The 8,017-nt window shown below is 68.1% G+C and carries 5 protein-coding genes, 1 tRNA gene and 1 pseudogene; 3 read left to right on the forward strand and 4 right to left on the reverse strand.

Annotation, left to right across the window (positions count from 1 at the left end; translation table 11 throughout):
- Nucleotides 1–23: 23 nt before the first annotated feature.
- The gene (locus tag EST92_RS29755; RefSeq protein ID WP_129283797.1) at nucleotides 24–380 is read right to left on the reverse strand and encodes a hypothetical protein; all 357 of its coding nucleotides are present in this window, start codon (nucleotides 378–380) and stop codon (nucleotides 24–26) included.
- Between the two features lie 677 nt (nucleotides 381–1,057).
- Here EST92_RS29755 and EST92_RS29760 point away from each other — a divergent pair.
- Nucleotides 1,058–2,344 (forward strand): cytochrome P450, encoded by a 1,287-nt coding sequence (locus tag EST92_RS29760; RefSeq protein ID WP_129283798.1) that lies wholly within the window; start codon nucleotides 1,058–1,060, stop codon nucleotides 2,342–2,344.
- Between the two features lie 137 nt (nucleotides 2,345–2,481).
- Here the strand turns inward: EST92_RS29760 and EST92_RS32470 are convergent.
- A pseudogene (locus EST92_RS32470) lies at nucleotides 2,482–2,685 on the reverse strand (hypothetical protein); the annotation flags it as partial.
- Nucleotides 2,686–4,635: 1,950 nt separating this feature from the next.
- The gene (locus EST92_RS29770; RefSeq protein WP_129283800.1) at nucleotides 4,636–5,616 is read right to left on the reverse strand and encodes a helix-turn-helix domain-containing protein; all 981 of its coding nucleotides are present in this window, start codon (nucleotides 5,614–5,616) and stop codon (nucleotides 4,636–4,638) included.
- A gap of 151 nt (nucleotides 5,617–5,767) precedes the next feature.
- Between EST92_RS29770 and EST92_RS29775 the strand changes: the two genes are divergently transcribed.
- Entirely contained in the window at nucleotides 5,768–6,700 is a 933-nt protein-coding gene (locus EST92_RS29775; RefSeq protein WP_129283801.1) for an NADP-dependent oxidoreductase, read from the forward strand.
- A gap of 592 nt (nucleotides 6,701–7,292) precedes the next feature.
- Here the strand turns inward: EST92_RS29775 and EST92_RS29780 are convergent.
- Nucleotides 7,293–7,364 (reverse strand) — tRNA-Arg (locus tag EST92_RS29780).
- Nucleotides 7,365–7,586: 222 nt separating this feature from the next.
- Here EST92_RS29780 and EST92_RS29785 point away from each other — a divergent pair.
- Nucleotides 7,587–8,017, forward strand: a 431-nt coding sequence (locus tag EST92_RS29785) for a response regulator (protein WP_135789078.1), incomplete at its 3' end; no start/stop codon positions are given.

Genomic DNA, 8,017 nt, shown 5'->3' on the forward strand with positions numbered 1-8,017 from the left:
CCCGAGTGCTCCCACCCGCCCCCTCAACACCAGCGGGGGTCCTCCCCGTCGTGCACGATGTCGCGCACGGAGGACCAGGCGTACGAGGCATCGCTGAGCTTGTACCAGACCGGGTTGCCCTCGACCTCCTGCCCGTTGATCCGGCAGGCGATCGCCACCACCGTCCCGTAGCGCTTCGAGCCGACCGCGCGGTAGTCGTTGCTCGGCCCCGTACGCAGCACCACGCCCCGTTTGGCGACGACGCGGCCCTCATACGGGGCGAAGTCTTCCTCGTCGTCGGTCGCCTGCGCCGGGCCGGCCACGACGGCCCCGGTCAGCGCACCGGACAGCACGCACTGGGCGAACACGCAGATCCTGCCGGTCTTCGACTTGGGAAACATGCGCTTCCTCTCTGCGAAGGGGAGAGCCTCAGGGGAGTCCCTGCGGAGTGGATCGAGCGGAGTGGATCGAGTGGTGTCACCGGGCGGCACCCGAGGGACGGGCCGGGGTCGGGCCCCGCCGGCGCGGTGCTCCTCGCACCCTTTCCTGGCGGCGAGTGCGGCTGCTGCCTGCCGCGCGCCACGCTCCGGCGGCGCGCCCTGCCCCTTCTCTCGCTCTCCTTTCACGCTAGAGAGACCCCGGAGGGTCTGCAACTCATCACTTTCCGTAATGGGCGGTGGGGCGCCCTGGGTGCCCGCGTCCGGCCGCCCGTACGCTTCCGGCGTCGCGAGCCGACCTCCAACCGACCCTCACCGGAGCGCGGTTGGGGGGAAAGTCAGGGACTTCTCCGGGGTCACTCAGGGCTGTTCCGGGTTGTTCCGTGAACGCGTCCAATGGCACTTTGTAAACTCGTCCAGACCGAAGAGAAGAAGAAGGCCGAGCCGGAGCTCGTCACGCCGATGCGGGCGACCGAAGACACCGGTCGAGGGCATGGACTTGCGCCATGACCACCGTGAGCGAGGGGCTATGGCGTACGTCACACCCGTACACGCCGAGTGGAGGTTCCGTGCTCTCCCGGCCGATGTGGGCCGCGGAGTGCGGGTGACCGACCCCCTCGACGAAAGGCAGTATTAGCGTCATGACGACTCTCCGTTCCCGGATCATCGCCTGGGCCGGCCGTATGTATCTGGCGAGAACGCGCAGGAAAGGATTCGACCTGTCTCGAATGTCTTTCTTGCCCGAGTCCGTCCTGATGCCCTTGCGCCGCGAAGGTCTCAACCCGGTGGGCGATTTGGCGGCCGTCCGGGAGAAGGAGCCCGTCAGCAGGCTTCCCGTACCCATAGCCGCCAACGTCTGGCTGGTCACCGGCTACGACGAGGTCAAGGCGGTACTGGGGAAGGCGGGTGCCTTCAGTTCGGACTTCACCAACCTCGTCGGCAAGGCCGGCGCGGGCGCCGAACAGAACCCCGGCGGACTCGGATTCGCCGACCCGCCGGTGCACACCCGCCTCCGCCGCCTTCTGACCCCCGAATTCACCATGCGCCGCCTCAGCCGGCTCACCCCCCGCATCCACGAGATCGTCGAGGAGCAGCTCGACGCCATGGAAAAGGCGGGCAAGGACGGCGACCCGGTCGACATCGTCCACTATTTCGCCCTTCCCATCCCCTCCCTCGTCATTTGTGAACTCCTCGGCGTCCCCTATGAAGACCGCGCCGACTTCGAACGCCTCAGTGCCGCCCGCTTCGATCTTTTCAGCGGTGCGAACGCCTCCTTCGGCGCCATATCGGAGTCCCTTTCCTATTTCCGGGACATCGTCAAGAAGCAACGTGAAAACCCGGGTGACGGTCTGCTCGGGATGATTGTGAAGGAACACGGCGACACGGTCAGCGACGAAGAACTGGCGGGCCTCGCCGACGGCGTCCTGACCGGCGGCTTCGAAACCACCGCCAGCATGCTGGCGCTCGGCGCCCTGGTCCTCCTCCAGGACCCCCAGCACTTCGCGGCCCTGCACGAGGGCGACGACGTCGTCGACCGCTATGTCGAGGAACTGCTCCGCTACCTGACCGTCGTACAGGTCGCCTTCCCGCGCTTCGCCCGCGAGGACCTGGAAATCGGTGGGGTCCAGATCACCGCCGGCGACGTGGTGCTGTGCTCACTGAGCGGTGCGGACCGGGACGGCGAACTGGGACCGGACATGGAACGGTTCGACCCTTCCCGCAACGTCCCCTCCCACCTCGCCTTCGGCTACGGCATCCACCGCTGCGTGGGCGCCGAACTGGCTCGCATGGAACTCCGCGCCGCCTACCCGGCCCTGGTGCGCCGCTTTCCCCGCATGCGCCTCGCCGCCACCCCGGAGGACCTGGAATTCCGCAAGCTGTCGATCGTGTACGGCATCGAGTCACTGCCGGTGCGGTTGAACGGCTGAGCGGGCTGAGCGCGGCGGGAGTTCCGTCCGCGGGCGGAACACCGGCCCGGCGGCCACCGGAACGGGGCCGGTGACCCGGGGGAGCCCGGTGTCTCACCTCATTGTGCGGTCGATCGGGATCCTCGCCGTCCTCGCCGTCAATAGCCCCCGCCCCGCCGGTTCGGGTCGAACTGCCGGACCTTCGCGGCGAGATTGGAACCGTCAGCGGAAACGCCGTACCTCTTGCGGACGTACCCGATTGCGGCGGCGATCGACGCCACGGGATCGTAGATGTTCACCGACGTACCGGGGGCGTGGCGGGAGGCGAATGTCTGCGGAATGCACTGCAGGACACCGCGGGAGCACTGGAACGGGGTCGACGCGCCGTTTATCTTCCGGGGTTTTCCGCCGGCCACGTACACACCGTCTCCGAAGTCGTGGACCGCAGTGAAGCCATGCGGAGTGATGGCATTGCTGTCCCAGACATTGCACACGTTGGGGTTGCCGGACGACTCGCGCCCGGCGGCGGTCTTGATGCCCCTGATCCAGTGGTGGTTCGCGGGAACTCCGGCCGCCGCACACGCCTCCGTGATCCATTCGTCGAGGGTGCCGCCGCTCACATGCCGATTGAACGTCACGTCCTTCGGGTTGATAGCCCCTGCGCTGGCGACTGCGCCGTCCGGCCCGCTCGCAGGCGAACCGAAATCGACCTGGAACAGTCCTGAACGCTGCCCGAGTTCGCTCAGCGACTCCCCGCCCGGGATCCCGATGGCGTCGTCGCCGGTGAGATTCAGCACCGTATGACGAAACTCGTCATAGAGGGACTGCGTGGCCTGCTCGAAGATTCCGGCCGTGTCGGCCACCGTCGTATGCATGACCTTCTTCAGGCCGTCCTGCACCAGCGCCACATCGACCTTCGAGCTGCTGGCCCCGTCCGGCTGCGCCTCTTCTTCCTGAGCGCTGTGCGTCGCGGCCCATTGCACCTGGTTCACGTTCACCATGGGCAGCGTGAGTGCCGGAGACGAGCCCGCGCGTACGGTGAACAGCTGTGACCGCTTCCCCAATTCGATCAGCGACCGCGGTCCGGGGGAACCCGTGGCGTCCGCCGCGGAGAAGCCCAGCTTGTCCTTGCGGAATGCGTCATACAGCTTCTGCGTTTCCGCATCGAAGACGCCGTGCGGGTCGCCCACGGCGACGCCCATGACCTTCTCCAGCGCGTCCTGCACCAGCGCCACGTCGTCCGCGGGGTTGCTGTTGCCGGGCTCCACGGCCCGCTGCTGGTCCACGGAGTGGGTGGCCGCCCAGATGAGCTGGTTCGAGGACACCCACGGCAGGGCGGTTTCGACCGGCGTGGTGGGGGGTGAACCGGCCACACCGGACGAGGCGGTGGCCTGGTACGTGAAGCCGGGCTTGTCCTTCAGGCCGGGATCCGCCGTGACGACGCCTTCGGTGAAGGCCGGCAGCCCGTAGCCGTAGAGGAAACCGTCCCTGCGAGGGCGCGTTTTCATGTATACGCCGTTGCCTTCGAACGAACCGTTGTCGTTGGTGTTTCCTTCGATGGTGTACGCGTTGTCGGCGTCGTACTTGTAGACCAGTCCGACGTGCTCGCCTCCCGCCGGCCCGAAGAACGCCAGCGCCCCGATCGCGGGGTAGAACGAGAACCTGCCCTTGTTCTTGTACCAGTTGACGGCGGTCGCGCAGGAGGCGGTGACCGGAGCGAGACTTTTCTCATTTGCCTGTTGGAAGGCCCAGGACTGGAACGTCTCGCACCATGCCTGGTCCTGTGACCACTCCAGCCCGGGGACTGCCGGGGAATACTTTTGATGGTTGTTGTAGTGACCGTTCGAGTAACCTTCGCGATACCCTGCCTCGGCCTTTTCGACGTCGATGAGTGTGTCCGCCTGGTTCATCGTCTTCCCTTTCCTGATGTTCCCTTTCCGGTAGCGCTCGGAGGGCAAGGTACCCCGAGCAAAGTTTCCCGCAATAGCAACAACAAGCGAGGAAACAACCGAGAAAACAACCGAGAAAACGAGGCGGAACGAGCAGACGTTCAGCGAGCATGGTGGATTGTCGGCCGTGAACCATCGCGGCTCGTCAGACCGTGAACCCACCCCATGGCCAAGAGCCTCGCCAAGCGCCATCGCAAAGCTCATTGCAAGGCTCATTACCCATGCCCATATACCGCCGATGTTACCGCGCGTGGTGGGGTGCCGCATCTTGAACTTGCGGGGAATTCAGGCGCCTTGGGGCCCGGAGCAACCGATGCTCGGGACAGCCGGCCGGTCATGAACGGGTGATGTCCGGGGTGGTGGTCATGTACGGGTGACGTCCGGCGTGGAGGTCTGGAACGTGCGCCGATAGGCACCCGGGGAGACCCCGATCGCGGCGTGCAGATGGTGGCGCAGGGTGGCGCCCGTGCCGAAGCCGACTCGTTCGGCAATGCGATTCACCGGCAGATCGCTGCTCTCCAGCAGCTGGCGGGCCAGGTCGACACGTTGCTGGGTGAGCCACTGGCCCGGGCTCAACCCCACCTCGGCCCGGAAGCGACGGGTGAACGTGCGGCGGCTCATGCCCGCGTGGGCCGCCAAGTCGGCCAGCTGGAGGGGCTCGTGCAGGCGGTCGAGCGCCCAGGCACGGGTCGCGGACGTGCCGGCGTCCACGCTCTGCGGCATCGGCCGCTCCACGTACTGCGCCTGGCCACCCTCCCGCTGCGGGGGGACCACGCAGCGCCGGGCCACGTGGGTGGCGACTGCGCTGCCGTGGTCCCGCCGGATCAGGTGCAACAGCAGGTCGATGCCCGATGCCGCCCCGGCCGAGGTCAGCACCCGTCCGGCGTCCACGAACAGCACATCGGCCGCGAGCCGGACCTGGGGATACAGCCGCTGGAAACGGGCGGCGTGGTACCAGTGCGTGGCCGCGGCCTTGCCGTCGAGCAGTCCCGCCGCCGCCAGTACGTACGTGGCGAGGCAGATCCCCACGATCCGGGTGTCGGGGCCGATCAGCGCCAGCGCCTCGGCCAGACGGCGCGGCAGCGCCTCCCTGTCGACGATCTCGGCGAACGTCTCGGAGGCGGGGATCACCACGGTGTCCGCCGCGGCCAGTGCGGAGGCGTCGCGCTCCACGGTGACGCCGAAGTCGGCGGCGGTCCGGACCGGTTTGCCGTCCAGAGAGCAGGTGACCACCTCGTAGAGCGGCCTGAAGTCGGGATCGGTGGCGACCCCGAACAGCCGTGAGGCCAGGCTCAACTCGAACGGTATGACCCCGTCCAGGGCCAGAACCACCACACGATGCATGGCCCGATATGTGCACACCATGACCTCCGGGCCGCTATCGATGCAGGTCAGCGCAGACCATCCTGAACACACCACCGTCACCACAGTCACGACAGCCACCACGGTCATGACACGCATGAGACGAATGAAGGGCATGGCAGGCATGAACAAGATGGCGGCGATCAGCCAGGACACGTACGGCGGTCCCGAGGTCCTGCGGGAGGTGGCGGTCGACCGTCCGTCGCCCGGCCCGTCCGAGGTGCTCGTCCGCGTCCGCGCGGCGGGGATGAACCCGACCGACTGGAAGCACAGCTGGTTCGCCGGCTTCCTCGGCCGACTTCCCCTGGTGCTCGGCTGGGACGTCTCCGGTGTGGTCGAGGCCGTCGGCACCGGCGTCACCCTCCACGAGGAGGGCGACGAGGTCTTCGGCATGCTCCCGTACCCGTACGGAGTCGGCTCGTTCGCCGAGTTCGTGGTGGCCCCGGCACGTGCGCTGGTCCGCAAGCCGAAGAGCATCGATCACGTCCAGGCGGGCGCGGTCCCGCTGGCCGCCCTGACCGCCTGGCAGGTCCTCGTGGACGCCGCGAACGTGCAGCCCGGCCAGCGCGTTCTGATCCACGCCGCGGCGGGCGGCGTCGGCCACTTCGCCGTGCAGATCGCCAAGGAGCGGGGCGCGTACGTGATCGGCACCGCCAGCGCCCCCAAGCACGCGCTGCTGCGCGAACTCGGCGCCGACGAACTGATCGACTACCGGACCGAGGATTTCACCGAGATCGCCCCCGTCGACCTGGTCTTCGACGCCCTGGGCGGCGATACGGTCGTGCGCTCCCTCACCACCCTGAAGCCCGGCGGCCAGTTGATCTCCATCGCCATCCGGGAGCTCCCCGAGGACCTGGCGGACCGGGCCGCCGCCCTGGGAGTACGGGCCTACCCCCTCCTCGTGGAAGCCGACCAGCAGGGCATGCGCGCGGTAGCCGACCTGCTCGACGCGGGCAAGCTCAAGCCCGTCATCGAGGCCACCTTCCCCCTGGCCCAGGCCGCCGAGGGCCACGCCCTGGGCGACACCGGCCGCGTCACCGGAAAGATCGTCCTCACCGTCCCGTAGCGGCCAGGGCGCCCGTCACGGCGGGCGCCCCGCCCTCGGGTCCGGGCAGGAGCCGGACCAAGCCGACCCCAATGTCCTCGTATCCTCGCCACCCCGGGTGCGGACGGCGAGGAGCGCAGGCCCCCGGACGGAGTGGCGCCTGCCGGCGGCGCAGCGGGCGGCGCCGCCGACAGCCGATTCAGTACCCGTCCGGAGGAATTGCCGAGGCACTCGGCCACGTTGCACGGCCACGCAGAGGAAGTGGCCGTCCACGCCCACAAGTTCGCGGCCGCCGCCTCGGGGGTGTCGTTCAGTTGAGCCAGGCGGGTCGTGCCGTCAACGACATGGACAAGCACGCGGGAGCGAAGGGCGGCCGCGGCGGCTGCGGCCCAACCGGTTGATCGCCTGGGCGAGGCCGGGCGCGCGGTGGCCGCGGCCTGGCCGGTGGCTCGTCGAGCGACGGGCGCCGGCCGGGAACCGTGAACCGGCGCGCCCCGCTCGCGGGCTGGGCCAGGGCAACAAAAAATCGGACGCCCGCATCGAAATGCTGGCGTCCGATCATGACACCCGGGTCCCGAGACCGATCATTCCCGATCTCGTGCCACTTCCTGGGTGCCCCCGGCAGGATTCGAACCTGCGCACACGGCTCCGGAGGCCGTTGCTCTATCCCCTGAGCTACGGGGGCGTTGCCGCCGGTTTGTGCGGCGACGGGTAGAACCCTACCAGCTCTGATGGGGTGTTCATGAACAGGTTTGGCGGGAGGTGGGGAGGGGGCGGGTGAGGTGCTCACCGGTCCCTAGCGCATGGGTGCCGACTGGTGGGTGGCGGTCGGGGAAAGGTCCCTCACACGGGGGCGGAAGTGGGGAAAACCGGGACGCAGCCGCAGGTGGGGCCCTAGTCTCATGGTGTGCCTGGCTTGTCCGGTCGGATCCTTGTTGTCGATGACAACAAGGTGATCCGGCAGTTGATCAGGGTCAATCTCGAGCTGGAGGGCTTCGAGGTCGTGACCGCGGCTGATGGTGCCGAGTGTCTGGATGTCGTGCACCACGTGAGACCTGATGTCGTGACCCTTGATGTCGTGATGCCGCGGCTCAACGGTCTGCACACCGCGGCGCGCTTGCGCTCCGATCCGCGGACGTGGGACATCCCGATCGCCATCGTCAGTGCCTGCACCCAAGGCGAGGTGGACAACGGGGAGTCGGTGGGGGTGGACGCGTTCCTGGCGAAACCGTTCGAGCCGGCCGAGCTGGTGCGGACCGTGGGGAAGCTGGTGCGCGAGGGCCGGCAACGGCAGCGTGGGCCCGAGGGCGGGGCCGAGGACGAGGACGGGGAAAGCGA

This window comes from Streptomyces sp. TM32, assembly GCF_004122755.1.
Lineage (GTDB): Bacteria > Actinomycetota > Actinomycetes > Streptomycetales > Streptomycetaceae > Streptomyces > Streptomyces sioyaensis.

Excerpts from the sequence above, each read along its gene's own strand:
- EST92_RS29775 (WP_129283801.1), top strand. The coding sequence starts at position 5,768 with ATGGCGGCGATCAGCCAGGACACGTACGGCGGTCCCGAGGTCCTGCGG.
- EST92_RS29760 (WP_129283798.1), top strand. The coding sequence starts at position 1,058 with ATGACGACTCTCCGTTCCCGGATCATCGCCTGGGCCGGCCGTATGTAT.
- EST92_RS29755 (WP_129283797.1), bottom strand. The coding sequence starts at position 380 with ATGTTTCCCAAGTCGAAGACCGGCAGGATCTGCGTGTTCGCCCAGTGC.
- EST92_RS29770 (WP_129283800.1), bottom strand. The coding sequence starts at position 5,616 with ATGCATCGTGTGGTGGTTCTGGCCCTGGACGGGGTCATACCGTTCGAG.